This window comes from uncultured Pseudoteredinibacter sp., assembly GCF_947502065.1.
GTDB lineage: Bacteria > Pseudomonadota > Gammaproteobacteria > Pseudomonadales > Cellvibrionaceae > Pseudoteredinibacter.
The window spans coordinates 1-221 of record NZ_CANMYE010000055.1 but is presented as its reverse complement, the minus strand read 5'-3'; the positions used below and the strand labels follow the sequence as shown (position 1 = coordinate 221).

Genomic DNA, 221 nt, shown 5'->3' with positions numbered 1-221 from the left:
GCAGGGCAGGCAATTACAGCTGCCGCATTAAACAATGCTTCAGCTAGCAACATCACAGTTAACACCCCAGAAGGTGTGCTAACCATTACCGGCTACAACTCAGCCACGGGCGAAGTCACTTACAACTACGACCCAAGTGGCACGGCTAAAGATCACAGCGGTGGGGAAGTTGTTGATAGTCTCGCAGTCGTTGTGACCGATAGCGATGGGACTACCGCTAA

Annotated in this window: 1 protein-coding gene; it reads left to right on the top strand. The window is 52.0% G+C overall.

The annotated features are described in order from the left end of the window. Positions 1-221, top strand: a 221-nt coding sequence (locus tag Q1A41_RS20345; RefSeq protein WP_299983017.1) for a hypothetical protein, incomplete at both ends; no start/stop codon positions are given.